This is a genomic window from Pseudoflavonifractor sp. SW1122 (assembly GCF_012027765.1).
In the GTDB taxonomy this organism is placed as follows: domain Bacteria; phylum Bacillota; class Clostridia; order Oscillospirales; family Oscillospiraceae; genus Enterenecus; species Enterenecus faecium.
This window is the reverse complement of sequence record NZ_SJOS01000014.1, coordinates 1-23939: the sequence shown is the minus strand read 5'-3', so window position 1 is coordinate 23939 and position 23939 is coordinate 1. Positions and strand designations below refer to the sequence as shown.

Below are 23939 nucleotides of genomic sequence, written 5' to 3'. Positions count from 1 at the left end.
GACGATAACCTCCTTAGCTCCACAGGGCCTCCCAGAGGGAGGAGGGGAGAAAACGGTCCGGGGTAACAGTCCAATAGATGGCGAAGTCCAGCAGCCACAGCGCCAGGGATAGACCCAGGAAGAACAGTGCCGCCAACACAGGGAGGGTGAGGCAGCGGCGGGCCAGCTCCCAGCGGTTTGGGAGCCGCCGCATGAGGTATACACTGTGGCTCAGACGGGTGTGCAGAGCCCAGAAGTACCCGGCCAGGGGCACCATAGCTAGGGCGGAGACCCAGAAGCCGTAGAGGCTGGGCCCCAGCAGCAGGGAGAAGGGGGGCATTTGGACACCGGGGAATGAGACGGCAATCTGCTCGATGCCTGGAAGGGCGCGGGCGTAAGCGTTGAAAAAGGACAGGCTGCACACCAGAGAGAATGCAGTTAGAGCCACAAAACCCCGGCGAAGGACGGTGGCATTGGCCTCCACAGGGAGATAGCGCTTCCATTTCATTCTCCCACCCCTTTCCGCAGATTCAAAACCAGAAGGCCTCCTTCCACACAGCAGCCCACAACGAGCAGCACTGCCATCACGGTGGACCAGGAATGACTTCTCAGCTCCAGAGGTGTGATGGACAAGGCCAGGGGGAAGATGAAGGACCACACCAGCAGCTTGCCCTGCCAGCTCCGCACCATGCCCACCGCAGTGATGAATCCGAGACCCACATAGATCATGGTGGTACTGGCCCAACTCCACCCATCCAGCAGGGGGAGCAGGACGTGGACATACCCGCTCTGAACACTGGTGAGGAAGAGCATCTGTTCCCCCCAGTCAAAGGTGGGGTACAGGGCGGCCAGCAGCTGGGTGGCTGCCACCACCACCGCCAGCTGGGCAAACCAGCACAGCAGCAGGACCGCCACGGCGTACACAAGATAGCTGAGAAACACCTGCGTATAGGACACAGGAAGACGCATCAGGGTGTAGCTCGTCTGAGTGGGGCGGCTGCCATGGGAGCGCATCAGGGTGTACATCACCAGAATCAAGGCCGCCGCGGCGGGGAGTCGAAACGCCCAGTGGGAAAACACATGGGGGGCGTCGTAGATTTGGGGGAAGAACTGGGGTATTCCCACAGCTATCCCCAGCTGGACCACAGCCATTCCCGCCAGAATAATCAACACTCGGCCAAATGAGGCGGCAGCGGCGAGATAGAGAAGGGAACCAGTTTTTCTCATGGGACATCCTCCTTCCATAGGGTCTCAATGAGGGCGACGGTTTGGCTGCGGGTGAGACCCATGGCCCGCATTTTTTCGATATACTCCAAGGTCTGGGTGTTGGGCAGCTGTTGCTGCATGGCCTGAGACTGCTGATCGGAGAGAGACACACAGCTCTTGCTTCCCGTTCGGGAGGAGATGAGCCCCTCGTCCTCCAGCAGACGAAAGGCCTTTTGAATGGTATTGGGGTTGACCCCCAGCAGGGCGGAGAGGGTGCGCCGGGAGGGCAGCTCGTCCCCATCCTGCACGGTTCCGGCGGCAATGCCCGCCTTCAGATGCTCCATAATCTGTAGGTAGATGGGGGTCCCATCCCGGAGGCGCAGGTCGTCAAAGCGCACCATGGTGTATCACTTCCTTCCCAACTGTATTATTGGTGTAGTACACTTTCTAACTGTATTATATGAGTAGTACGGTTTCCTGTCAAGTAGAATCTTCTTGACAATCTCGAACATCGAGAATACAATGAGGGTGAGGAATCTCGATGTTCGAGATAAGGAGGTGAGAGGATGGCACGGGCCAAGTTTCAGACCCTGTCCGAGCAGATGTTTTATGTGCTGCTCTGCCTACGCCAGGAGCGGTGCGGCATCGACATTTTGGACCAGGTGCCTGCCATGACCCAGGGCAGGGTGCATGTGGGGTCGGGGACGCTGTACAATCTGTTGGAGCAGTTTTTGGAGGCGGAATGCATTGTGGAGACCCGAGTGGAGGGGCGGCGGCGCAGCTATCTCATCACCCCCAAGGGGCAGGAGATGTTGGACCAGGAATATGCCCGCATCTGTGCCCAGGCCCGGGACTACCGACAGATCATGGGAGAGGAGGAGCGCTCATGAAAACACGGAAACGAACCTGGAAGCGATTGGCGTTTTTCGATTCCGGTGCGACCATTCGCTATTTGGAGAAACAAGCCCGGGAGGGCTGGGTGCTGGAGAATGTCTTTGGCATTTGGTGGACGTTCCGGCGAGTGGAACCCCGTACCGCGCATGTGTGGGTTACCTATCTCGATCAGGATGCGTATGAGCCCCAGCCCAGCCAACAGGTGGAGGACCTGGCAGAGCTGGGGGAGCACACGGGGTGGAAGCTGACGGTGGAGACCCCCACCATGCAGGTGTTTTATAACTGGTCGGCGCACCCTCTGCCCATGGAGACCGATCCGGTGGCCTATGTGGAGGGGATGCACCGGGCCTTGAAACAGGGGGCGTTGAGGGTCTACCGTGTCTGTTTTGGCCTGACGCTGGCGATACTGCTGCTCAACCTTTGGAGTTTTTTGGAGCTGCCTTTGTGGGTTCTCTCCACTCGGGCGGAGTGGGTCCTGGAGGACCTTTTGCTCTTTGTGGCCATCGGAGCGGAATTGGTCCCATATGAACTGTGGCACCGGAAGGCCAAGAAGCTGGCGGCCCAGGGGGAGTGGCTGGATACTGGGCCGTGGGGCAAGGTCGTCCGTTGGGTCCTAGTGGCGTATGTCGTCTTGTGGCTTACTGGAATTGTGGCTACCTTGGTGTTGAAACCATGGGCCAATGCCCGTCTGTTTTTCCTCGTTACGGCGCTATCGTTTGGAATCGGGTGGAATTTGGTGCTGTGGATGCGGGATGTGCTGAGAAGGCGAAAGGCATCCTGGGGTACCAATGAGCTGGTGACATCGGCGTTGTACTTCTTCCTTATTATGGCCTATACCAGTGTCATAACCTTTGGCTATATGCGCCTGGATTGGTTTTCCCCCACGGCGGCAGACAGCTGGTGGAGCCAATTCCCCGACGGGCTGCCCCTGACGGTGGAGCAGCTGCGGGGAGATGTGGGGGACCAGGAGTTTTGGGTCAGCCGGGACGGGGAGGAATCTCTGGTCCTAGGGCAGTATCAGGGCTGGCAGATTACGGAGGAAGAGACCGGGCCGGAAGAGGACATGGACACCGTGATGTATACGGTGACCTTGGTGAAACTCCCCATTTTGTACGACCTGTGCCGGGATGAGATGCTGTGGGCAGACCATGAGCAGGTAGACGCCGCTCCTTGGCTGGCCCAGGAAGCATATAGAAAGACGGATGGGGTACGCCTGCGGACCTATCTGCTGTGCTACCAGGACTGTGTGGTGGAGATCGCCTTCGGCTGGGAGCCTACCCAGGAGCAGATGCAGCTGGTGGGCGAGATGTTTGGGGGACTACAATGAGTAATAATAAGCCTTTGCATAACTATGAGTTTTTCTCACATACCAGCTGTGAGTTCTTTCCCTGTCATCCCACCCAAAACCCGGAGAATTTTAACTGCCTGTTCTGCTACTGCCCCCTGTATCTCATGGGGGAGAAGTGCGGAGGAAACTTCACCTATACCCCCGGAGGTATAAAGGATTGCAGCGCCTGCCTTCTCCCGCACCGACGGGAGAACTATTCCTATATCGTGGGCAAGCTCATGGAAGGGGGAGAGAAGCCGTGAGAGAAGAACGATTGGTGACAAATGAGATGGTCCGGCTGCCCCGGCGGGAGCGGGACAGCCACAAGGGGGACTACGGAAAGCTTCTGATTGTGGCGGGCAGTGAAGGGTATACCGGGGCTCCGGTGTTTGCCGCCCAGGGAGCACTGCGCAGTGGAGCAGGTCTGGTGTATCTGGGTGTGCCCAGAGATGTGTATCCCATGGTAGCCACCCGGTGCTCCAGCGCCATGCCCTTCCCGCTGCTCGACGATACGGAGCAACTGGTAGAGCGAGCCCGTAGCTGTGATGTGGTACTGGCGGGCCCAGGGATGGGGCGCAGCCCACGGGCCCAGCAGATCGTTTTCCGCCTGATGGAAGAGGTGGAGGGGCCGCTGGTGCTGGATGCGGACGGCCTCAACGCCCTGGAAGGACAGACCCAACGGCTCAGGACCCGAACGGGGCTCACCGTCCTCACGCCCCACGATGGAGAGTTTGCCCGCTTAGCCGGATGTTCGCTGCCGCTTAACGACCGGGTGGAGCAGGCGGCTGAGCTGGCTCAGGACACGGGCTGCGTGGTGGTGCTCAAGGGCCATGAGACCCTCACCGTGGACCCTCAGGGCAGGGTGTGGCGCAACACCACCGGGAATCCCGGTATGGCCAAGGGAGGCAGCGGGGACATTCTGGCGGGGATGATTGCCTCGCTGCTGGGTCAAAAACAGCTGACGGGATGTGTTTCCTGTCCCGGGGAACTGGTGGCCTGGGCGGTGTACCTCCACGGGGCGGCGGGAGACGCCGCCGCTGCCCAGTATGGGGAGTATGGAATGCTGCCCGATGACACTTTGGCGGCGGTGGCAGGGGTGCTGCAAACCCATATCCAGGCCAAGTTGTGAACGAAACGGAAATATTCCTCCCGATACGCACAGATTTCACATGGTTTCACAGGGAGTTTATGTGTAGTTTTTTCTCTTTGGAACATTGACACCGGGGCCAAATTCGGTTACTGTGTGCGTAAGGAGAAAGGGAAGGATCCCTTGGAGGAAAGAATATGATTGTTTATTTTTCGGCCACAGGAAACAGCCAATTTTGTGCGGAGTGGCTGGCGGACCACCGAAAGGATGACCTGCTGGACACCTTCTACTATATTCGCCACGGCGTGGCAGCCGAGCTGCAATCAGAGAAGCCCTGGGTGTTTGTCATGCCCACCTACTGCTGGCAGATTCCCAGAATTGTGGAAGATTTTATCATCAGCGGCCATTTCAGCGGCAGTCGGGACGCCTACTTCGTCATGACCTGCGGTGGAGAGGTGGGGAATGCAGAGCCCAAACTCCAGGAACTGTGCCAGCGAAAGGCTCTGACGTATCGGGGGACCTTGCCGGTGGTGATGCCGGATAACTATCTGGTGATGTTTACGCCCCCCGACCCTGCCCAGGCTGAGACCATGCGGCAAAAGGCGGTGGCCACATTGCAGCAGGGGGAACAGTGGATGGAGGAGGGCAAGTCCTTCCCGCCTATTTCCACTGGGAAGTGGGACGGCCTGAAATCTGGCGTGGTCAATCAGGCGTTTTACCGCTTCTATGCCAAGGCCAAGAAGTTTTATGCCAAGGACACCTGTATCTCTTGCGGCAAGTGCCAACATGTGTGTCCCCTCAACAACATCCATCTGGAGAACGGAAAGCCTGTGTGGGGCGCCCAGTGTACCCACTGCATGGCCTGTATCTCCAAATGCCCCGTGGAGGCCATTGAGTACGGAAAGGCCACCCGAAACAAACAGCGGTATCTCTGTCCCCCGTATCAGGGGCGGGAGAGCCAGTAAAAAGGAGCATAACCTATGAGTGTCTTATTTTTGCAATATCCCCCCTGTACCACCTGTAAAAAGGCCAAGGCCTGGCTGGATGAGCGGGGGGTGGCCTATGAGGCCCGGAACATCAAGGAGGAGAATCCCACAGCGGAGGAGTTGAAGGCGTGGCATGAGAAGAGCGGCCTGCCTTTGAAGAAGTTTTTCAACACCTCCGGTCTGGCCTACAAAGCCCTGGGGCTGAAAGACCGCCTGCCCACCATGTCTGAGGAGGAGCAGTATCAGCTGCTGGCCAGCGACGGCATGCTGGTCAAGCGTCCCCTGGTGATAGGAGAGAAATTTGTGCTGGTGGGATTCCGGGAAGCCCAGTGGCAGGAACAGCTGTGAGGTAGACGGGACGGAAAATCTGTGGTAGAATGGCCGGCAGTGAAAAAACATAAAGAGAGGCCTGTGAGAGATGTCCCAGAGAGTTGTTGCCTTTGATGTAGAGACCCCCAACTCCCTCAACGACCGTATGAGCGCGGTTGGTATTACCGTGATGGAGCGGGGACAGGTGGTGGAGGAGTTCTATTCCCTGGTCAATCCGGAGGAAGAGTTTGAGCCCTTCAACGTGGAGCTCACCGGGATTACCCCGGAGATGGTGGCCCATGAGCCCACCTTTCCCCAGCTGTGGGAGACCATACGTCCCATTTTGGAACAGGGGATGTTGGTGGCCCATAATGCGCCCTTTGACATGTCGGTGTTGGCCAAGTGCCTGCGGGACTATGGTCTGACTTGGCATAAGCGGGTGCCCTATGCCTGCACCTGTCAGATGAGCCGTCGGCTCATTCCCCAGTCCCCCAACCACAAGCTCAATACCCTGTGCGATTACTTCGGCCTGGAGCTGGACCACCACCACGCCGGAAGCGACAGCAGAGCTTGCGGGGAGATCTTCTTCCGCTGTGTGGAGACCGGGGCGGACGTGTCGGGGTTTGTGCGTACCTATGACGTGGAGCGCATCCGAACAGAAAAAAGAAGATAGTATGAAACAGCACCCCGTATCCGGATTGCTCCTGGATACAGGGTGCTGTCTATTTTGGTTAAGCTTTTTTGTAGTGGCTGAGTACCATGTCCACCAGACGGAACATCCGCTGATGGATGTTATAGCTGCCATGGCGCAGACACCAGTCGTACTCCACGCCCCGGCACGCCAGTACCAGGTCGCCGGCCATCTGGTCCACGTCACAGTCGGGGATTAAGAGCCCCTGCTCTTTGGCTTCTTCGCAGTATAGGCGGATGGTGGAGGACAGCCCCGAGCTCTCCCGCTTGTCATAGTACCGGGCAAACATGCGACTTTCGCACAGCTCCCAGCCCTCATCCAAAAAGACCTCGCACAGATAGCTGCCTAAAAACTGTCGGATCTTTTCCAGGGGAGAGAGCCCCTCCAGCATACCCGGGACCTGATGGAACAGCCATCGGGCCCGCATGTTGGCGTGGTGATTGAGGATATCGGCTTTGCTTTTAAAGTAATAGTAAAAGGCTCCGGTGGTCATACCGGCCTTGGCGGCAATGTCCCGCACACCCACTTGGGCGAAGCCCTGTTCCTTAAATAACTGATAGGAGATTTCAGAGAGAAGCTGTTTGGTGGCCTCTGATTTTGGGGATGACGTTCCCTGTGTATGTTCTTTGTCCATATGAAGAGCTCCTGAAACAAATGGTCATAATCTTATCAAATACGTTACCACCACAGTGCAGAGAAGTCAATAACCAGCATGGGACGTTATGAGCGAGTCCGGGAGCAGTACACGCCAGTGGCAGAGACCAGAACCCGCTCCTCTTGTCCGGGAAGATAGATTTGGGCCTGGAGCTGGGCGGTGGTGCCGCCGGCCAAGAGGGTGGTGACCCGCAGCCGAACCGTCTCGTTGAGGGCCACAGGCCGGGCATAGGTGAGATTCATGGAGATGGTGGGGGTGAAGTGGCCGTAGATGCAGTAGCAGGTCAGGCCCATAGCGTTGTCCAGCATGAGGGCCAGCACGCCGCCGTGCACAATACCCATGGGATTGGAGGTCCAGGCCTTGGTGTCGTACTCCAACTCCACGGAGAGGGAGGGACCGTCGCAGGAGACGAGGCGGGGACACAGGTGCAGATTTGGCTTTTCAGGATCACAGTTGGGGTGCAGGGTGTCCAGAGCCTGTTGGATGGTCTGAGAAAATTCGGATGTGGTGATGTGAAAAGCCATGAAAGACGCTCCTTTTTCTATGAAAATCGGGTACAAATATAGTAGCATAGGAAACGGTGAGGTGCAAGTGAGATTGTCCATTGACTTTGACGCTTGAAAGTGCTAAACTGCAAAGAAAGAAAACACCCATGGTCCCATCATGGGGAAGACGCATCAGAAGGGAAGGAATACCGATGGCAGAGAAACGAATTGTGGTGGTGGGATTGGGCCTGATTGGCGGGTCCATGGCCATGGCCTTACAGGGATTTGAGGACTATGAGGTGGTGGGCGTGGTGCGCTCTGCCTCCACCTATCAGAAGGCGGTGGAGCGGCACGCAGCGGACCGTGTGACCTATGACGCAGCGGAAGAGCTTCCCGGGGCGGACGTGGTGATTCTGGCCCAGGACCCTCAGGGCATTGTGTCCTTTTTGGAGGAGCACCGCAGCCACTTTAAACCGGGCAGTGTCATTGTGGACGTGTGCGGCATCAAGCGGGCCATTATGGACGGAGCGCAGTGTCTGCCCGACAACGTGGACTTCATCGGCTGCCACCCCATGGCGGGTAAGGAGGTCTCCGGCATTGACAACGCCGAGGCGGGGCTGTTCCGAAACACCCACTTTATCATGACGCCTCCGGAGGGAGTGCGTCAGGAGCACGTGGACCTGGTGGAGCGCATGGCTCGGTTCTGTCAGTTCCGGGATGTCATCTGCACCACCCCGGAGCGCCATGACGAGATGATTGCCTACACCAGCCAGCTGATGCATATCATAGCCCTGTCGGTGTGCGACGATGAGGAGCTGTTCTCCTGTCGGGGCTTTGAGGGCGGCTCCTTCCGTGACTGCACCCGCGTGGCAGCTCTGGATGTGGCGCTGTGGACCCAGCTGTTTTCTCTGAATCGGGAGGCTCTGAGCCGGACGGTGAAACGGCTGGAGGGCCGCCTGGCCGCCTACCGCCGGGCCATTGAGACCCAGGACAACGAGCTGTTGGCCGCCATGCTCACCCACTCGGCAGCCCGCAAGAAGCTAATGAACCTGGAACAGGCCCGAGGCGACGACGTGCACAACTCATTCTGACGGCAAGATTAGCATCTTCTGGTATTCATTGACGCAAGAGAGGTATAATGGTACACTGTGAGAGAACAATGAAAGCAAAGGAGTGCTGACGTTGGACAACGGAGTGTTTCGAAAATTGTTGTTGCTCATCACCTATGTGGTAGCGTTGGTGGTGGTGATTGTGAAGATCGACGTGGTGCTGGACTGGTGTTCCGGTGTGCTGCTGGCCTTCCGTCCCATTTTCATCGGCTTTGCCATCGCCTTTATCCTCAGCCGCCCCTGTAATTTCTTTGCCCGCCTCTATGCCAAGGGTTTGGGCAAGCGGGGAGAGAAGCTGGCCCGGCCTTTGGCGGTGGTCACCGCCTATGTGATGCTGTTTGCCGTCATCGGTGTGCTCATCTCCCTGGTGGTGCCGGAGCTGACCCGCAGCATCCAGCGCTTTGTGGGCAACATGAACATCTATGCTGAAAACTTGCAGGAAGTGATTGATTTTATCACCCAGCGCCTCTCGCTGGAGAATCTGGCCAAGCTGAATCTACCGGATAAGATCAACGATATCCTGGGCGATGCCCTCAACCAGGTGCTGGATACCCTGACGGGCACGGTGCCGCATCTGATTTCTGCCACCAGCTCTCTGGTGTCGGCGGTGGTGACCACGGTGATCTCCTTTGTGTTCTCCGTGTATATGCTCTCCGGTGGCCCCAAGCTCACTGCGCAGTGCCGCCGCCTGGTGGTGGTGTACCTGCCCGAATCCATTGCCAAGCGTGTGCTGGCCGTAGTGCGTCTGACGGCAGATACCTTCACCAAATACGTCTCCGGTCAGCTCATTGAGGCTTGCATTCTGGGCAGCTTGTGTTTTATCGGGATGGTGGTGTTCCGCTTTGACTACGCACCCCTGATTTCGGTGATCATCGGCGTCTCTGCGCTGATTCCGGTGGCAGGCGCCTACATCGGAGCTGTACTGGCAGCACTGCTGCTGGCCATGATCAGCCCCATCAAAGCGTTCTGGTTTTTGGTGTTCCTGGCGGTGCTCCAGCAGTTGGAGGGCAACCTCATCTATCCCCGGGTGGTGGGTACCTCTCTGGGCCTGCCCGGCATCTGGGTGCTGGCCGCGGTGACAGTGGGCAGCAGCCTGCTGGGCTTTATCGGCCTGGTCATCAGTGTCCCCCTCACGGCGGTGGTGTACACCATTTTGAAGTACGACCTTCGCCAGCGTCTGCCGGGGAAGGAGCTACAAGAAGTGGAAGATCCTCAGGAGTCTGGAGAGGCATAATCCCAGGACAAACCCCATATACATGAACCATCCAAGGAAAGAGGAGTGGTTGCATGGGGTATGAGGTAGCGGCAGCGGCCCGCCATCACGTGACGATGGAGGACCGCAGAGGCCTGACTGTGTCCGGGGTGGAGGATGTGGAGCGGTTTGACGACACCAACATCGTGCTCTCCACCACCCAGGGGATGTTGGTGGTCAGTGGAGAAGGGCTTCACATTGAAAAGCTGTCCCTGGACGGCGGCGATCTGAAGGTGGAAGGGAAGATCGACGCCTTGAGCTATGAGGAGCGGACAGAGCGAAATGTAGGAGGCTTTTTCTCCCGGCTGCTGCGATAAGGTATGGGGATCAATGTCATGACCCAGGCCCAGGTGCTCGGACAAGGTTTCTTGTTGGGCCTGGGCCTGGGTGTGTTATATGACGCCATGCGGGGGATACGCCGGAGCTGTCCGTGGCGCTGGCTGTGGTTTCTGTTGGATGTCACATTCTGGATTGGGACGGCGGTGGCGGTGTTTGTCCACGCCCTGGTTTTGGGCAATGGGGTGGTGCGCATCTACCATGGCGGGGCATTTTTGCTGGGCGGCGTAGTGTACCTGACCACGGCCAGTCGCATTTTGCTCCCCATTTTTGTTCGAAGTTTTCGGTGGATTCACGGGATTGTTCGATTTTTTTTGACACCTGCCGTGTGTGCGGCTGGGAAAACAAAAAAAGTTTTGAAAAATCAAAAAAAGGGCTTTCAAAAATGGTTGAAATGGTATAAAATAAACATTGTATATGACGTTGATGCACAGGCAGAAAAGGAGGCCGACCATAGTGAAAGTCAAACGAGCAGGCATTGGTACAAAGCTGTTGGTGCTGGTGCTCCTGGTCGCTGGCGCCATCGGACTGCTGTCCATGAGAAGCCAGCTGATGGCAGCTCAGGACAAAAGAGACGAGCTGGCCCAGCAGGTACAGCAGCAGAAAGAGGAAAACGCCGCGCTCACCGACGACATTCAGCACAGCAGTGACCCCAATTACTTGGCGGACATTGCCAGAGCCATGTTGGGGCTGATGGAGCCGGGCGAGATCTGCTTTGTGGATACGTCCAAATAAAAACGGGGCGCAAACCCGCGTCCTGAAATCACAGGGAGAGGGAAAAGAAAAGTTTATGGGGTTTGAAGTTGGATCCATTCTGGAAGGAAAGGTGACTGGGATCACCAAGTTTGGCGCATTTGTTTCGCTGCCGGAGAATCGTTCCGGCCTCGTCCACATTTCTGAGATTGCTTACACCTATGTCAACGACATTCACGAGCATCTCAATGAGGGCCAGGCGGTAACGGTGAAGGTCATCGGCATTGACGAAAACAATCGTATCAACCTGTCGATGAAGCAAGTGCTTCCTCCTCCGGCCCGTCCGGAGCGCCGTCCCAACGCCCGGCCTGCGGGGCATCGGAGTGAGAACGGTGGGGAGCGCCGTCCCAGCCGCCGACCTGGCGTGAGCAGCTTCCAGGCAGCACCGCCTCAGCCCAAGGGGCCCGTGAGCTTTGAGGATCAGCTCAAACAGTTTATGGCCAGTTCGGACAGCAAGCTGTCTGAGCTGCATATGAATGAAAAGCGCAGCAGCCGTCGAGGCCGCCGCTGATTCCATGCTCTCATAGGGGCGGGCGCCAAAGCCCGCCCTGTTTTTTTGCATAAAAAGTGGCTTCCCCCGGAGAGGGGAAGCCCAGAGGTTTTGCTGCGCGGGAGAATGGAATGACTGCATGGGGGTTCCCATGCTGCGGTGATACCGCACAAGAGAGTATAGCAAACCCAGAGGAAAAATTCGGTCGAGAGGAGGGATGCGCCTTGATGATTCTCAACGGAGTCATCCACACCATGGAGGGCAAGACCATAGACAACGGCTATATCCGGGTGGAGAACGGGAAAATCCAGCAGGTGGGGCGTATGGACCAGCTGCCCGATGGCGCAGAGCTGGAGAACGCTGTGGATGCCCGAGGGGGGCATATTTTGCCGGGACTGATGGACATCCACTGCCACCTGGGGCTATGTGGGTGCGACGGGGAGGACCTCAATGAGACCTCCCAGGTGTGTACCCCCAACATCCGGGTGCTGGACGGGGTCAACCCCATGGACCCCTATGTGAAGGAGGCCAGAGAGGCAGGGGTGACCTGCGTGATGGTGCACCCCGGCTCCACCAACCCCATTGCAGGCCAGGCGGTGCTGATGAAGACGGCGGGCCGTATTGTGGACGAGATGGTGGTGCAGGCCCCGGCGGCCATGAAGTTCTCCCTGGGGGAAAACCCCAAGGGGCGGGACGGATGGCCAGCCACTCGTATGGGCACGGCGGCGGTCATCCGAGAGCTGCTGGCCCGGTCATCCGAGTATCAGTTGAAGTGGGCCACGGCGCAGGCCGACCCTCAGGAGGAGATGCCCAGTTTTGACCCCTGTCTGGACGCCCTGCGCCCGGTGGTGGCGGGGGAGGTGCCCGCTCACTTCCACGTGCACCGGGCCGACGACATCGCCACGGCGGTGCGCATTGCCAAGGAGTTCGGGCTGGACTACGCCATCGTCCACGGCACCGAGGGGTATTTGATTGCCGACTACCTGGCTCGGGAGGAGGTGCCGGTGATTACCGGTCCCATCCTCACCGACCGCTCCAAGGGGGAGCTGCGCCAGATGACTTTGGAGAACGCGGCGCTTCTGACCAAGGCAGGTGTACGGGTAGCCATTTGCACCGACCACCCGGAGACCACAGCGCCCCAGCTGCTGCTGTGTGCGGCTATGGCAGCCCGACACGGGATGGAAGAGGGGGACGCTTTGGCGGCCATCACCATCAACGCCGCCTGTATTGCCGGGGTGGACCACCGCATGGGGTCCATCACCCAGGGCAAGGATGCGGACCTGGTGGTGCTGGACGGTCCTCCCCTGGACTGGCGCAGCCAGGTGACCCATGTATTCATTGACGGACGAGAGGTGGAGAGATGATGAAAGAAATTACAAATGAGCAGGTCTCCCGATTGGTGCGGGAGCTGTGCATTCAGGCCAATACCATTTTGCCTCAGGATTTGCGCAACGCCATCTGTGAGGCGTGCAAGGCGGAGGCCTCTCCCGTGGGACAGGCTATTCTGGGCGACCTGCGGGAGAACTACGAGTTTGCCCAAGAGAAGGGGCTGCCCATCTGCCAGGACACTGGCATGGCCGTGGTGTTTGTCAACTGGGGCCAGGACTGCCACCTCACAGGCGGTAGCCTGGAGGAGGCGGTGAACCAGGGCGTGGCGGAGGGCTACGTCCAGGGCCACCTCCGCCTGTCTGTGGTGGAGGACCCCCTGCGCCGGGTAAACACTCAGAACAACACCCCCGCCATCCTTCATTTGCAGATGGTGCCTGGAGACCAGGTGGAGATCACCGTGGCGCCCAAGGGTTTTGGCAGCGAGAACATGACCAAGATGAAGATGTTCAATCCCTCTGTAACCCAGGAGCAGGTGGAGGACTTCATCGTGGAGGCCGTGTCTCAGGCTGGGTCCAACCCCTGTCCTCCTGTGGTGGTGGGCGTGGGCCTGGGCGGCACCTCAGAGAAGGCCGCCATTCTGGCCAAGCGGGCGCTGCTGCGCCCGGCGGGGGAGTGGAACGCCGACCCCTTCTACCGGGAGATGGAGCAGCGTCTGCTGGAGCGCATCAACCGTCTGGGCATTGGTCCCCAGGGCATGGGTGGCACCACCACCGCTCTCACGGTGGCCATCGAGCCCTTTGGCACCCACATTGCCGGGCTGCCCTGTGTGGTGAACCTGGGCTGTCATGTCACCCGCCATGCCTGTGGCACACTGTAACGAGAAAAAGAAATTGTGAAATTTTCATAAAGGTATAGCGTCCGCAAAGGAAATGTGTTATACTCTTTAACAAGGAGAGAATCTCCCAATGATACGCCCTCCTGGTGGGGGGCGAAAGGAGCTGAAGCACATGAAGTTTACCTTTACGGAAAAGAAGGTCCATCTGCCCAAGGCTCTGCACAACTATGCAGAGAAAAAGGTGGGAAAGCTGGAGCGTTACTTCAAGACGGACAGCGAGGCCAATCTGGTCTTCTCGGTGGAGAAGGACCGGAACAAGGTAGAGCTGACCATCCGCTCCGGGGCCACAATTCTGCGTGTGGCGGAGAGCACCTCCGATATGTTCGCATCGGTGGATGCCGCCGTCACGTCCATGGAGCGTCAGCTGCGCAAGCATAAGACCCGTCTGGAGAAGCGTCTGCGTCAGGACGCCTTCACCCGTGTGATTCCCCAGGAGGAGCAGTCCACCTTTGTTCCCGACGTGGTGGAGGAGAGCAAGTTCGAGGTGGTTCGCACCAAGAAGTTCCCCATCAAGCCCATGACGGTGGACGAGGCCATCTTGCAGATGGATCTGCTGGGCCACACCTTCTTCGCCTTCAAGAATGACGACACGGGTGCCTTCTCCGTGGTGTATCAGCGCAACGACGGCGGATACGGCCTCATTGAGGACGAGGGCTAAACCAACTCCTATAAGATGAAATTAACCGGCTGCGGAGAACTCTCCGCAGCCGGTTTTACGTTGCCCAGGTGATATTAGTGCTGGCGCAGCTGTGCCAGAAGGCCGTTGCAGCCCTCCCATACATCCCGCCAAGTGGCCTCGAAATTGCCGGTGTACCAGGGGTCTGCCACCTCTCCTGGACGGTCTGTGTAGTCCAGAAGCTGGTGGATTTTCCCCTGGGGGTCGCCGCCGCACATGCGCTGCATGTTGCGGATGTTGGCGTCGTCCATACCAATGAGCAGATCATAGACCTCATAGTCCGCTTTGCGCAATTGGCGGGCGGCGTGGCCGGAGCAGGGGACACCGTGGGCGGCCAGGGTGCGGGCGGCAGGGGGATAGACGGGGTTGCCGATCTCTTCGGTGCTGGTGGCAGCGGAGGCAATGGAGAACTGGTCCGCCACCCCGGCCTCTTTGACCAGATGTTTCATCACGAATTCCGCCATGGGGCTTCGACAGATGTTGCCGTGACATACAAACAAGATCTTTGTCATTTCAATGATTTCCCTTCTGTTGCAGGATACAGGTATTGTACCACATCAGGGCCCTGGTTTCATCCTAAATTTCCAGGCGGAATGGAGAGGGGGGCGGGGCAACTTACCGCTTCGACTCCTCCAGCTCCCGTTTCAGCCGTGCCTTTGCCTCCTCCACGCTCTCCCCGCCCCGGGTGAGATAGCGGTCCACAAAGGCGTCCTCCATTTTGGTGTAGCCACCTACCACGCGGTCTTGAATGGCGCCAAAGGTGGCGGTGACTTTTTCTGCGATTTTTTCATTTGCGTTTACAAGTTTGGATTTTGCCATGGTTTAACTTCCTTTCTTGATTTCCAGATTAGATAAATGCCTAGAGATAGAATGAAGGCACATACGGCAGCACCGGTCAGGGCATTCATCCACTGGGAAGGTGTGTGTTCCGATGTGCCGAAGGAGACCAACATGGACCGCTGCAACGTCAATACCGAAGCCGCCACCTCCGCATATCGGATGTTGCGGATGACCACCGACAGGGGAGAGGTGTCCCAATGCCGAACCCTTTGGACCGCGGCCACCGTAATTTTATAGAAGGTATAGGTGGCTATAGTAATCATCGTCACCGTGTCATAGGCGGTGGCAATGTGCTGAGAGAGGCTGATCTCTATGATCCAGGTCAGGCTGCCACTGAGTACAAGGAGCAGAATACCGCATACCACCATCACAAATCGCCAGGATACGATGCAATTTCTTCCTGCACTTGCCCGTCCGGTTAACAGAGCACAGAACCGAGCCACAGCCAAGATGCTGTAGAAGGTACACATCGACCGATACCAAAGCGAGGCATAGACAAAGCCCAAGATACCGTGGTACAGGGCATACAGGCAGTTTCCCACCAGAGGGAGCACGGCGGAACGAAAAAAGGGGGCCGTATAGAAACGATGACGTAGGGGTCTCAAGCCCGGATGCCCTTGGTCAGGGGGAGCAGGCAGAGCAGCACCACAATACCCACAAGGCCGATGCCAATCCCCAGAACCAGCTGATTCCATACCATGGTAAAGCACATACCCACTCCCAGGGTCAAGGCCCCCACAATGCCCACGGCCACGGATGCCACTGCTTTCCGGGAAATCTGGATGGGCTGTTTGTGCTCCATGTGCTGCCATACCGCCACGGTGACCAGTCCAAGCACAATGCCGGCACAACCCAGAGCCACACCGGGGCCAAAGGAATACCAGTCTGGAATGAGCGCCATGCACATGCCAAGGGCAAAGAGTACGCCGCTTATGGTTCCCAGCAGCATGGCCACAAAAGTACTTTTCTTCATGGTTCGCACCTCCAAAAATCATTAACACAACAGTTGTTGCCTCGGTCTAAGTGTAGTATAATTTCCGCCAGAGGAGAAAACAATCATCAATGTCACAACAAGTGTTGAGATAAAGGAGGGCATATGAATACACCCAACAATAAGCGCAGGCGGGAGTCGGTGGAACGCATGGAGAAGGTGTTCCTGGACCTGTTACAGACCAAGGAACTGGGCCAGATCACCGTCTCTGAGCTGTGCAAGCGGGCAGGGGTGAACCGCACTACCTTCTATGCCAATTTTGCGGACATCTACGCCCTGGCAGACTCCATCCGGGACAAACTGGAGACCAACTTGGCCGAGTTGTATCAAGAGGAGATTACCTCAGGTGTCAACAGCAATGACTATCTCAAACTGTTCCGCCACATTCAGGCCAACCAGATTTTCTACCGCACCTATTTTAAACTGGGGTATGACAATAACTATAAAATCATTGCCTATGATATGGAGCTGGCAAAAAGACATTTCCAAAACCGCTTTATTCGCTATCACATGGAGTTTTTCAAAAGCGGTCTGACCAGTATCATCAAGCTGTGGCTGGAAGGGGGATGCCAGGAGACCCCAGAGGAGATGTTTGAAATTGTGAAAAGCGAGTATCAGGGGAGAGAGTAGATAGAAAAATAGAACGAGCCACCTGCCCCAGAGAGAAGGGCAGGTGGCTTGAAAACGTGTATGATCATTATGAGAAGACCACGGAAAAGTAATATGCATAGTCCATGGATGGCTCTGCGTGTCCTTGCTCCAATTGCTCTAGGGAGAGAGCCAAAAATCCAGGGATTATTCCAGAATTTCATAGGGGGTCTGTTGGGCCAGCAGGGTGCGCAGCTGGTTCATGGTCCCAGTGGTCAGATCGTACTTGGGCAGGAGAAGCACTGTATCCTGGAAAAAGGGGAGAAGCAGATCGGGGGTCTCCACAAAGAAGGACACAGTGGAATAGGGGTATACGCTGGGGTCGCCCTCTGGCAGAGACACGGTGAGGCCCTGATGGTCAAACACGGCTTGGATGGTGTGGGGCTTGAGGTCCTGGTACTTGGCAAGAAGGTTCCGTGCCTCTTTCTCAAAGGGGGTGGTGCGTTGACGCCGCCGAGAGGGCAGGACGGCGACACTTACCAGTAGGCAGGGAACCGCTGCCCACAGCAAACCCAGCATCTGATTGGGAGCGCCCAGGGCAGACATGCACAGGAAGAGACCGCAGGCCAAGTCCAGAATGGCCAGCAGGGTGCGCTGGTAGAGCCAGAGGGTCAGCTGGCCCAAGAAAAAGGCACAGGCTCCTGCTATCAGCGGGACAAACAGTTCCTGGGGGTCGATGAGCCCGGGGGCCAACATCAGTAGGCCCAGCACCCAGAGTAGGAGCCCTAAAAACTGGCGCAGACGTTTGCGATGGTTTGCCACAGGCTGGGAGCCACGCTCTGCGTTCGAGAGCTTGTCGGTGACCTGCCACAGGCCGGGAAGTCGCTGACGGGAGTGGAGCTCCACTCGCTTTTCCAGCGCCGCGGCGAGCTGGGGGAGCAGGGCTTCGGTGTCCAGGGGGGAGAGAGAAAAGGTGAAGGAATCCGTCATGGCTGCCACCTCCAAAAAGAAAGCAGGTTTATCAAATTCTCCCTGAGTATACCATGGGGGATTGAGAATATCATCAAGGTTTTATTAAGAATTTTGAAAGACGAGCGGAGAAGAAAAGACCCTGTACACCCTGGGGGAAATGGAGTACAATAGAACTATCTATTTGACAAAAAGGAGAGAGGCCGCCATGACCAATCACGAACCTATGGCTCTGGTGCGGGAGAAGCTCATTGAGCGCACTGCCAAGAAGCTGGAAGAGAACCAGATGACTGCCTACTATGTGCCTACCCTGGAGGATGCCCGAAAGCTGGTGCAGGAGCTGTTGCCCAAGGGGTGCACGGTTGCCTGTGGAGGCAGCATGACGTTGAGTGAGGCGGGCATCATGGACCTTCTGCGCAGCGGTGACTACGAGTTCTATGACCGGGAGGCGGTGCCCCAGGAGGAGATCGACCTGGTCCTGCGCAAGGCCTTTTTTGCCGACTGTTATCTCACCAGCTGTAACGCCGTAACCGAGCAGGGAGAGCTGTACAATGTGGACGGCAACGCCAACCGGGTAGCCGCCATGACCTATGGTCCCAAGAGCGTCATCTGTGTGGTGGGGTACAACAAGATTGTGCCCGATCTGGAAGCGGCAGTGGCCCGGGTGGAGCAGGTGGCCGCTCCGGCCAACGCGGTACGGCTGCACAGAAAGACCCCCTGCACCGTCACCGGACGCTGTGAGGACTGCCACAGCCCGGACCGCATCTGCTGCACCACGGTGATTCACCGCCAGCAGCGGGTGCCCGGCCGCATCAAGGTGATCCTGGTGGGCGAGGAACTGGGATATTGATGGATACAAAGAACGGCACAGGTTTCTTTGAGAAAACCTGTGCCGTTCTTTTTTGCTTGGGTTAGGTGGTGGCAAACTGGCTGTTGTACAGATTGGCGTAGAAGCCGTTCTGATCCAGCAGCTGCTGGTGGGTACCAGTCTCCACGATGTCACCGTCCTTCATCACCAGGATGACGTCGGCGTTGCGGATGGTGGACAGCCGGTGGGCGATGATGAAGCTGGTGCGGCCCTGGGTGAGGCGGTCCATGGCGGTCTGGATGGCCACCTCGGTGCGGGTGTCCACACTGGACGTAGCCTCGTCCAAAATGAGAATCTTGGGGTCCGAGAGGATGGTGCGGGCGATGGTGAGCAGCTGCTTCTGGCCCTGGCTGATGTTGCTGGCGTCCTCGTTGAGCACCGTGTCATAGCCGTGGGGGAGGGTGCGCACAAAGTGGTCCACCTGGGCGGCTTTGGCGGCCTGGAGCACCTCTTCGTCGGTGGCGGACAGACGGCCAAAGCGGATGTTCTCCATGATGGTGTCGTTGTACAGCCAGGTATCCTGGAGCACCATGCCGAAGGCGTCCCGCATCTCACCCCGGGCGAACTGGCGCACGTCGTAGCCGCTGAGGAGAATGGCTCCCTGATTGACGTCATAGAAGCGCATAAGCAGCTTGACGATGGTGGTCTTACCGGCTCCGGTGGGACCTACGATGGCCACCTTGGTGCCAGGCTGAATGGAGGCGGAGAAGTCGTGGATGATGGTCTTATCCGGCAGATAGCCAAAGTTTACGTGGGCAAACTGCACCGAGCCGTCGATGGATTCAGGGTCTACAGCAGGCACCGGGTCGGCCTCCTCTTCCGGCTCCTCCAGGAAGAGGAACACCCGTTCGGCGGCGGCAGCGGTGAGCTGGAGCTGGTTGGAGATGTTGGCCAGCTGGTTGATGGGCTGGGTGAACTGGCGCACGTACTGGATGAAGGCCTGAATGTCACCCACGGTGATGGCCTGGTTCAGAGCCAGGAAGCCGCCCAGCACGCAGATAGCCACATAGCCCAGGTTGCTGGCAAAGTTCATCAAAGGCATCATCAGACCGCTGAGGAACTGGCTCTTCCATGCGCTGTGGTAGAGCTTCTCGTTCATCTCGTTGAAGTCTCGGATGGAGTCCTCCTGGCCGTTGAAGGCGGTGACCACCACATGGGCGCCGTACATCTCCTCCACGTGGCCGTTGACATGGCCCAGATATTCCTGCTGGCTGCGGAAGAACTTCTGGCTGTGGCGAATGACGCTGGTGACGATGATCAGGCACACTGGGAGGATGCACAGGGCAACCAGGGTCATCCAGGGGCTGATGGACAGCATCATGATGAGCACGCCCAGCAGCAGGGTCACCTGGGTGACCACCTGGGACAGGCTCTGGTTCAGAGTCTGGGTGACGGAGTCCACGTCATTGGTGATACGGCTGAGCACTTCGCCGTGGGACACCTTGTCAAAGTAGGACATGGGCAGACGGTCGATCTTCTGGCTGATGTCGGTGCGCATGGTGTAGCTGACTTTGGTGGCGATACCCGCCATGAGCCAGCCCTGGACGTAGTTGAGCAAGGCGCTGAACAGGTACAGACCGCCCAGGAACAGCAAAATCTGGGCCAGAGCGTCAAAGTCAATGGAGCCCGTGCCGGCGATCATAGCCATCAAGCCTTCAAACAGCTTGGTGGTGGCTTGGCCCAGAATCTTAGGACCAAGGATGGAAAATGCGGTGCCCGCAATGGCGCACACCAGAGCGATGATGAGCATGGGGAGATAGCGCTTCATGTAGCCCAGCAGCTTGATCATGGTGCCCTTGAAATCGGCTGCCTTTTCTCCCATCGGGTTACGGCCGCCCATGGGGCCGTGTCTCATAGGTCCTGCCATTATGCCAATTCCTCCTTTGAAAGCTGACTTTGGGCAATCTCCTGATAGGTCTTGCAGGTGCGCATCAGCTCCTGATGGGTGCCGCAGCCCACCACCTTGCCCTGGTCCAGCACCAGAATCTGGTCGGCGTCCAGAATGGTGGATACCCGCTGGGCCACGATGAGGACGGTGGCCTGGGTGGTGTACTCCTTCAGAGCGGCCCGGAGCTGGGCGTCGGTCTTAAAGTCCAGAGCGGAGAAGGTGTCGTCGAAGATATACACCGGGGCCTCTTTGGCCAGAGCCCGGGCAATGGACAGACGCTGCCGCTGTCCGCCGGAGACGTTGGTGCCGCCCTGGCTGATGGGGGTCTGCATACCCTGGTCCAGGTGGGAGATGAACTCGGAGGCCTGGGCGATGCGGGCGCTGGTGTCGATGGTGTCCTGGGAGGCGTCGGGATTGCCGTACCGCAGGTTGCTCTCCACGGTGCCCCGGAGCAGCAGACCCTTCTGGGGGACGTAGCCGATGGCGTCCCGCAGTTCCTTCTGGGGTAGATCTCGGATGTCCACTCCATCCAGGGTGATGCTGCCCTCGCTGACGTCGTGGAAGCGGGGGATGAGGTTGATGAGGGTGGATTTGCCCGAACCCGTGGAGCCGATGAAAGCGGTGGTCTGTCCGGGCCGGGCCACGAAGCTCACGTGCTCCAACACATCGGCGTCGGCACCGGGGTAGCGGAAGGACACATCCCGGAACTCCACCACGCCCTTCACAGGCTGGCTCAGGTGGGTGGGGTGGTCGCTGTCCTTGACCTGCACCTCCGTCTGGAGAATCTCGTTGATACGCTCGGTGGACACGGAGGCCCGGGGCACCATGATAAACATCATGCTGATGAACAAGAAACTCATGATCACGTGCATGGCGTACTGGATGAAGGCCATCATGTCGCCTACCTGCAAGTTGCTGGCGGCGATCTGCTTGCCGCCGAACCACACGATGAGCAGGGACAGGCCGTTCATCACCAGGGTCATGGCGGGCATCATGGTGGCCATGGCCCGGTTGACGAAGAGGGTGTTGGAGGTGAGGTCGTCATTGGCCTTCTCAAACCGATCCTGCATGAACTTCTGATTGGAGAAGGCGCGCACCACCATCAGGCCGCCGATCTCTTCTCGGCTGACCAGGTTGAGCCGGTCCACCAGGGCCTGCATCTTCTTAAAGCGGGGCATGGCCACGGCAAAGAGCACCAGCAGCAGGCCCAGCATGACGATGAGGGCCAGAGCCAGCACCCAGGCCAGGTTGACGCAGGTGGACAGGCCCATGATGAGGCCACCAATGCCCATGATGGGGGCAAAGCACAGCAGCCGAAGACCCATACTCAGGAAATTCTGCACCTGGGTGATGTCGTTGGTGGAACGGGTGATGAGGGTGGCCCCGGAGAAGCGGTCCATCTCATCGTTGTTGAAGTAGGTGACCTTGGTGAACACATCCCGGCGCAGGTCCCGAGCGACCCCGGCGCCCATCCGGGCCATGCAGTAGCCAGCGGCCACGGCGCACAGAGTCAGCAGCACCGCCAACACAGCCATGCGTCCACCCGTGGTGAGAATGTAGTGGGTCTGAATGGCGTCGGTGTCAGCGCCCAGCTGCTGATAGAAGGCCTTGACCATGGCCACACCTGTCTGCTCCAGCATGGTGTCAGGGGTCTGAGCTGCCACGTCAATGGCTTGCTGGATGAGCGCCTGAGCCTGGGGCTGGGCCAACATCTGCCCCAGGGCCTGGAATCCCTCGGCCATGGAGGCCTGGTCGTCCTCGTTGGAGCCAGAGGCCTGGCTCATGACCTGGGTCAAGGCGTAGCTGGCCCGGCCAAAGGCGGTTTCCACGGCCTGGGTGTCCTGGGTGTTCAGAGCCAGGTCGGTGTCTGCAGCCTGGGGGAAGGTGGCAGACAGGTCCTCATAGTCCGGGTGGTCTGCCAGGGCCACGTAGGCCTCCTCCACCACATCCCGGTCCTCCTGGGACATGAACTGCTCCATGAGGCCAAAGGCGTCGGCGGAGATCACCTGGGGAGCGGGGGAGGTGATGCCTCCCTGTTGCAGGCCCACATTGACGATGTCGCTCATGTAGTTGGGCAGGGACAGCTCCAGCATGGCCTGGCCAAAGAGAAACACAATGCCCATCAGCAACAGAACGGCATACGGCTTCAAATAACGCTTGAGTTTCAGCATAAAATCTGGTTCCCTCCTAGAAGTTACGGTTTGCCCTGGGAAAATTCCTCTTGCACTGCCAGGGCCAGGCAGTGGAAGGCTTGGATGAGCAGCTGGGCGTTGACCCCGTCCTGGGTATCTAGGCGGTGGAGCACACGCTCCAGCTTTCCCAACATCTCAGAGCCAGTGGTCTGGAGCAGCTCATTGCCTGCGCTCGTCAGGTGAATCCACACCGTGCGGCGGTCCCGCTGGTCCGGCTCCCGCCGGACATAGCCCAGTTCCTCCAGCTTGGTGATGCGCTGACTCACCGCCGGCATACTCTGCTTCATGGCCTTGGCCAGGGTGGACAGGGTCATGGGGGCGGGCTCTTGGGAGCAGTCTTCACCCCAGGACAGAGCCTGGCCATTGGGACAGCGCAGGGTGTACAGGGTGAAAAATTCCGACTTGTTGATTCCGGTGTTGGGGATGGCCAGCTTCCAGGTGCGGCGCAGCAGGTCCATCTCCCGCAGCAGCTCCAGCGCACGTGGGTATTGCTGATCCTTCACTGTTATAACCTCCCATCTTGATACTGAACCCTCAAAAAGGTTAAGTAACATAATTAAGAAACATAAGGAATTATAGGCGCGTCACTCCCGGTTGTCAATGGCTTTTCAAAAAGTTCACAAAATCGACAAAATCACCGGGGGAATATTCCAGCTCACCGGAGCATAGGGTGCATTAGGTTGATTTGGACAAGGGAGGGAGCGTATGGACACAGGGGTGAGACGGCGTTCCACTCCGGCGGGGGCGCGGCGGGGAAAGCCTGCGGCCGCGCCGGGAGCGGCCCGCTGGGGGATTCAGCTGATGGCCAGCGGTATGCTATTTTTGTTGGTGTTTATCGGGCGAGGAGTGTTTCCCGGCCAGGCAGAGGCGGTGCGCCAGATGCTGCAAGCGGACATGGACCTGGGGAGCTGGATGCAGCAGGCAGCGGCCTGGGCAGGGGAGAAATTGCCCGGAGCGGCATGGCTGGAGCAGCTGGTGGAGGGAACCAACCAGGGGAGCGGGAGCGCAGCCGGTCAGCAGGTGACCCTTCTGAGCCAGCAGCAGGACCTGGGGCAGTCCTACATAAGTGGTCACGGTGGGGCCGCAGAGGAGGAACCGGAGGCAACGGCGACCCCTGCACCAACCCCTTATGAGCAGCAGGCGG

Annotated in this window: 32 protein-coding genes; 19 read left to right on the top strand and 13 right to left on the bottom strand. The window is 58.2% G+C overall.

Going from position 1 to position 23939, the window contains the following annotated elements; genetic code table 11:
• Nucleotides 1-13 precede the first annotated feature (13 nt).
• From E0L15_RS05150 to E0L15_RS05140, 3 genes are read right to left on the bottom strand one after another with little or no spacing between them, the layout of a single operon-like run.
• Nucleotides 14-487, bottom strand: a complete 474-nt coding sequence (locus E0L15_RS05150) for a hypothetical protein (protein WP_168124768.1) — start codon at nucleotides 485-487, stop codon at nucleotides 14-16.
• On the bottom strand, nucleotides 484-1206 hold the full coding sequence (locus E0L15_RS05145; protein ID WP_168124767.1) for a hypothetical protein: 723 nt from the start codon (nucleotides 1204-1206) through the stop codon (nucleotides 484-486). Before E0L15_RS05145 ends, E0L15_RS05150 begins: the two co-directional genes overlap by 4 nt.
• Nucleotides 1203-1586 (bottom strand): GntR family transcriptional regulator, encoded by a 384-nt coding sequence (locus E0L15_RS05140; RefSeq protein WP_168124766.1) that lies wholly within the window; start codon nucleotides 1584-1586, stop codon nucleotides 1203-1205. Before E0L15_RS05140 ends, E0L15_RS05145 begins: the two co-directional genes overlap by 4 nt.
• 165 nt (nucleotides 1587-1751) lie before the next feature.
• Here E0L15_RS05140 and E0L15_RS05135 point away from each other — a divergent pair, with 165 nt between their 5' ends.
• The 7 genes from E0L15_RS05135 (at nucleotide 1752) to E0L15_RS05105 (ending at nucleotide 6461) form a co-directional block, all read left to right on the top strand.
• Nucleotides 1752-2075 (top strand): helix-turn-helix transcriptional regulator, encoded by a 324-nt coding sequence (locus tag E0L15_RS05135; RefSeq protein ID WP_087228521.1) that lies wholly within the window; start codon nucleotides 1752-1754, stop codon nucleotides 2073-2075.
• Entirely contained in the window at nucleotides 2072-3406 is a 1335-nt protein-coding gene (locus E0L15_RS05130; protein ID WP_168124765.1) for a DUF2812 domain-containing protein, read from the top strand. The genes E0L15_RS05135 and E0L15_RS05130 overlap by 4 nt, the downstream gene beginning before the upstream one ends.
• Nucleotides 3403-3669: a cysteine-rich small domain-containing protein gene (locus tag E0L15_RS05125; RefSeq protein ID WP_087228517.1), complete on the top strand. Its 267-nt coding sequence runs from the start codon at nucleotides 3403-3405 to the stop codon at nucleotides 3667-3669. The genes E0L15_RS05130 and E0L15_RS05125 overlap by 4 nt, the downstream gene beginning before the upstream one ends.
• Complete coding sequence (locus E0L15_RS05120; RefSeq protein WP_168124764.1) at nucleotides 3666-4535, top strand: NAD(P)H-hydrate dehydratase; 870 nt, start codon at nucleotides 3666-3668, stop codon at nucleotides 4533-4535. The genes E0L15_RS05125 and E0L15_RS05120 overlap by 4 nt, the downstream gene beginning before the upstream one ends.
• A 155-nt stretch (nucleotides 4536-4690) precedes the next feature.
• Nucleotides 4691-5458: an EFR1 family ferrodoxin gene (locus E0L15_RS05115; protein WP_087228513.1), complete on the top strand. Its 768-nt coding sequence runs from the start codon at nucleotides 4691-4693 to the stop codon at nucleotides 5456-5458.
• 15 nt (nucleotides 5459-5473) lie between these two features.
• On the top strand, nucleotides 5474-5827 hold the full coding sequence (locus E0L15_RS05110) for an arsenate reductase family protein (RefSeq protein ID WP_087228511.1): 354 nt from the start codon (nucleotides 5474-5476) through the stop codon (nucleotides 5825-5827).
• 70 nt (nucleotides 5828-5897) lie between these two features.
• Nucleotides 5898-6461 (top strand): 3'-5' exonuclease, encoded by a 564-nt coding sequence (locus tag E0L15_RS05105; RefSeq protein ID WP_087370669.1) that lies wholly within the window; start codon nucleotides 5898-5900, stop codon nucleotides 6459-6461.
• 58 nt (nucleotides 6462-6519) lie between these two features.
• On the opposite strand, the gene E0L15_RS05100 is transcribed toward E0L15_RS05105, so the two are convergent.
• A complete protein-coding gene (locus tag E0L15_RS05100) occupies nucleotides 6520-7113 on the bottom strand; it encodes a TetR family transcriptional regulator (RefSeq protein ID WP_168124763.1) in 594 nt (197 codons plus the stop codon).
• 86 nt (nucleotides 7114-7199) lie between these two features.
• Nucleotides 7200-7658: a PaaI family thioesterase gene (locus E0L15_RS05095; RefSeq protein ID WP_158099807.1), complete on the bottom strand. Its 459-nt coding sequence runs from the start codon at nucleotides 7656-7658 to the stop codon at nucleotides 7200-7202.
• Nucleotides 7659-7831: 173 nt separating this feature from the next.
• On the opposite strand from E0L15_RS05095, the gene E0L15_RS05090 reads away from it, so the two are divergent.
• From E0L15_RS05090 to raiA, 9 genes are all read left to right on the top strand, one after another.
• On the top strand, nucleotides 7832-8710 hold the full coding sequence (locus E0L15_RS05090) for a prephenate dehydrogenase (protein WP_168124762.1): 879 nt from the start codon (nucleotides 7832-7834) through the stop codon (nucleotides 8708-8710).
• An 82-nt stretch (nucleotides 8711-8792) separates the two neighbouring features.
• Entirely contained in the window at nucleotides 8793-9962 is a 1170-nt protein-coding gene (locus E0L15_RS05085) for an AI-2E family transporter (RefSeq protein WP_168124761.1), read from the top strand.
• A gap of 53 nt (nucleotides 9963-10015) precedes the next feature.
• Nucleotides 10016-10297 (top strand): sporulation protein YabP, encoded by a 282-nt coding sequence (gene yabP, locus E0L15_RS05080; RefSeq protein WP_087370654.1) that lies wholly within the window; start codon nucleotides 10016-10018, stop codon nucleotides 10295-10297.
• Between the two features lie 113 nt (nucleotides 10298-10410).
• On the top strand, nucleotides 10411-10719 hold the full coding sequence (locus E0L15_RS05075) for a hypothetical protein (RefSeq protein WP_168124749.1): 309 nt from the start codon (nucleotides 10411-10413) through the stop codon (nucleotides 10717-10719).
• Nucleotides 10720-10772: 53 nt separating this feature from the next.
• Nucleotides 10773-11051 (top strand): septum formation initiator family protein, encoded by a 279-nt coding sequence (locus E0L15_RS05070; protein ID WP_087228497.1) that lies wholly within the window; start codon nucleotides 10773-10775, stop codon nucleotides 11049-11051.
• A gap of 55 nt (nucleotides 11052-11106) precedes the next feature.
• Complete coding sequence (locus E0L15_RS05065) at nucleotides 11107-11580, top strand: S1 RNA-binding domain-containing protein (RefSeq protein WP_087228495.1); 474 nt, start codon at nucleotides 11107-11109, stop codon at nucleotides 11578-11580.
• A 206-nt stretch (nucleotides 11581-11786) separates the two neighbouring features.
• Nucleotides 11787-12923 carry an amidohydrolase gene (locus E0L15_RS05060; protein ID WP_243155387.1) on the top strand — a complete coding sequence of 379 codons (1137 nt, stop codon included), beginning with the start codon at nucleotides 11787-11789 and terminating at the stop codon, nucleotides 12921-12923.
• Nucleotides 12923-13765, top strand: a complete 843-nt coding sequence (locus E0L15_RS05055; RefSeq protein ID WP_168124759.1) for a fumarate hydratase — start codon at nucleotides 12923-12925, stop codon at nucleotides 13763-13765. Before E0L15_RS05060 ends, E0L15_RS05055 begins: the two co-directional genes overlap by 1 nt.
• 130 nt (nucleotides 13766-13895) lie before the next feature.
• Nucleotides 13896-14441 carry a ribosome-associated translation inhibitor RaiA gene (raiA, locus tag E0L15_RS05050; protein WP_087228489.1) on the top strand — a complete coding sequence of 182 codons (546 nt, stop codon included), beginning with the start codon at nucleotides 13896-13898 and terminating at the stop codon, nucleotides 14439-14441.
• A 74-nt stretch (nucleotides 14442-14515) separates the two neighbouring features.
• Here the strand turns inward: raiA and E0L15_RS05045 are convergent, their stop codons facing one another.
• The 4 genes from E0L15_RS05045 to E0L15_RS05030 form a co-directional block, all read right to left on the bottom strand.
• On the bottom strand, nucleotides 14516-14971 hold the full coding sequence (locus E0L15_RS05045; RefSeq protein WP_168124758.1) for a low molecular weight protein-tyrosine-phosphatase: 456 nt from the start codon (nucleotides 14969-14971) through the stop codon (nucleotides 14516-14518).
• 103 nt (nucleotides 14972-15074) lie between these two features.
• Complete coding sequence (locus E0L15_RS05040; RefSeq protein ID WP_168124757.1) at nucleotides 15075-15278, bottom strand: hypothetical protein; 204 nt, start codon at nucleotides 15276-15278, stop codon at nucleotides 15075-15077.
• Complete coding sequence (locus tag E0L15_RS05035) at nucleotides 15257-15904, bottom strand: hypothetical protein (protein WP_168124756.1); 648 nt, start codon at nucleotides 15902-15904, stop codon at nucleotides 15257-15259. The genes E0L15_RS05040 and E0L15_RS05035 overlap by 22 nt, the downstream gene beginning before the upstream one ends.
• Nucleotides 15901-16272, bottom strand: a complete 372-nt coding sequence (locus E0L15_RS05030) for a hypothetical protein (protein WP_168124755.1) — start codon at nucleotides 16270-16272, stop codon at nucleotides 15901-15903. Before E0L15_RS05030 ends, E0L15_RS05035 begins: the two co-directional genes overlap by 4 nt.
• Before the next feature lie 123 nt (nucleotides 16273-16395).
• Between E0L15_RS05030 and E0L15_RS05025 the strand changes: the two genes are divergently transcribed.
• The gene (locus E0L15_RS05025) at nucleotides 16396-16920 is read left to right on the top strand and encodes a TetR/AcrR family transcriptional regulator (RefSeq protein WP_168124754.1); all 525 of its coding nucleotides are present in this window, start codon (nucleotides 16396-16398) and stop codon (nucleotides 16918-16920) included.
• A 165-nt stretch (nucleotides 16921-17085) separates the two neighbouring features.
• Here the strand turns inward: E0L15_RS05025 and E0L15_RS05020 are convergent, their stop codons facing one another.
• Complete coding sequence (locus E0L15_RS05020) at nucleotides 17086-17868, bottom strand: YcxB family protein (RefSeq protein WP_168124753.1); 783 nt, start codon at nucleotides 17866-17868, stop codon at nucleotides 17086-17088.
• A gap of 187 nt (nucleotides 17869-18055) precedes the next feature.
• On the opposite strand from E0L15_RS05020, the gene E0L15_RS05015 reads away from it, so the two are divergent.
• Nucleotides 18056-18697: a lactate utilization protein gene (locus E0L15_RS05015; protein WP_206020569.1), complete on the top strand. Its 642-nt coding sequence runs from the start codon at nucleotides 18056-18058 to the stop codon at nucleotides 18695-18697.
• Nucleotides 18698-18758: 61 nt separating this feature from the next.
• Here E0L15_RS05015 and E0L15_RS05010 read toward each other — a convergent pair whose 3' ends face one another.
• Genes E0L15_RS05010 through E0L15_RS12535 form a run of 3 tightly spaced genes read right to left on the bottom strand, consistent with a single transcriptional unit; the run spans nucleotide 18759 to nucleotide 23298 of the window.
• On the bottom strand, nucleotides 18759-20582 hold the full coding sequence (locus E0L15_RS05010; protein WP_087391601.1) for an ABC transporter ATP-binding protein: 1824 nt from the start codon (nucleotides 20580-20582) through the stop codon (nucleotides 18759-18761).
• Entirely contained in the window at nucleotides 20582-22774 is a 2193-nt protein-coding gene (locus E0L15_RS05005; protein WP_168124752.1) for an ABC transporter ATP-binding protein, read from the bottom strand. The genes E0L15_RS05010 and E0L15_RS05005 overlap by 1 nt, the downstream gene beginning before the upstream one ends.
• Nucleotides 22775-22797: 23 nt before the next feature.
• Nucleotides 22798-23298 carry a MarR family transcriptional regulator gene (locus tag E0L15_RS12535; RefSeq protein WP_168124751.1) on the bottom strand — a complete coding sequence of 167 codons (501 nt, stop codon included), beginning with the start codon at nucleotides 23296-23298 and terminating at the stop codon, nucleotides 22798-22800.
• 202 nt (nucleotides 23299-23500) lie between these two features.
• Here E0L15_RS12535 and E0L15_RS04995 point away from each other — a divergent pair.
• On the top strand, nucleotides 23501-23939 hold a 439-nt coding region (locus tag E0L15_RS04995; protein ID WP_168124750.1), incomplete at its 3' end, for a hypothetical protein.